The sequence below is a fragment of the Kineococcus glutinatus genome, assembly GCF_039542765.1.
Classification (GTDB): domain Bacteria; phylum Actinomycetota; class Actinomycetes; order Actinomycetales; family Kineococcaceae; genus Kineococcus_A; species Kineococcus_A glutinatus.
On the sequence record NZ_BAABIL010000739.1, the window covers coordinates 1 to 596 of the forward strand.

General features: G+C 81.4%; 1 protein-coding gene. It reads right to left on the reverse strand.

Annotated elements, in window-relative coordinates; translation table 11 throughout:
- Nucleotides 1–31 precede the first annotated feature (31 nt).
- On the reverse strand, nt 32–596 hold a 565-nt coding region (locus tag ABEB16_RS20815), incomplete at its 5' end, for a glycosyltransferase family 2 protein (protein WP_345714093.1).

Consider the following 596-nt stretch of genomic DNA (forward strand, 5'->3'; position numbering starts at 1 on the left):
GGCCGCCGCCCGGTCGTGCGCCCGGCCTGCGTCACGAGGCGGCCGGGCGGCGGCGCCCCCGGCGGCGCACCGCCAGGGCCAGCGCCACGTCGCGGTACTGCCGGCCCCGGTGCAGCTGGCCGCGCCAGTCCCGCCCCGTCACGCGGTGCTGCAGCGCGCAGGGCACCTCCAGCACCCGGAAGCCGGCGCGGACGAGGTCGATGGTCAGGGCCGTCTCCACGCCCCAGCCCCGCGCCAGCGGCCGGGCCGCCTCGAACGCCGCGCGGCTGAGGCAGCGCATCCCCGACAGCGGCTGCCGGGGGGACCAGCCCACGGCGGCCAGCGTGCCCCGGCGGGCCAGGTTCACGACGAGACCGCGCCCGCCGCCGGCGGTGGCCTGCTGCGGCAGCACGGCGATCGTCATGTCCGCCTCCTGCGCGAGCACCGGCGGCACGAGGGCGGCGGTCCGCTCGGCGGTGGCGCCCAGGTCGGCGTCGACGAAGAGGAGGGCGCGCGGCGCGCTGCCCGGCTCGCGGGCGTCGCGCTCGGCGACCGCGCGCGCGCCCGTCTCCATCGCGGCGGCCTTGCCGCGGTTGCGGGGGTGGCGCACCACCACC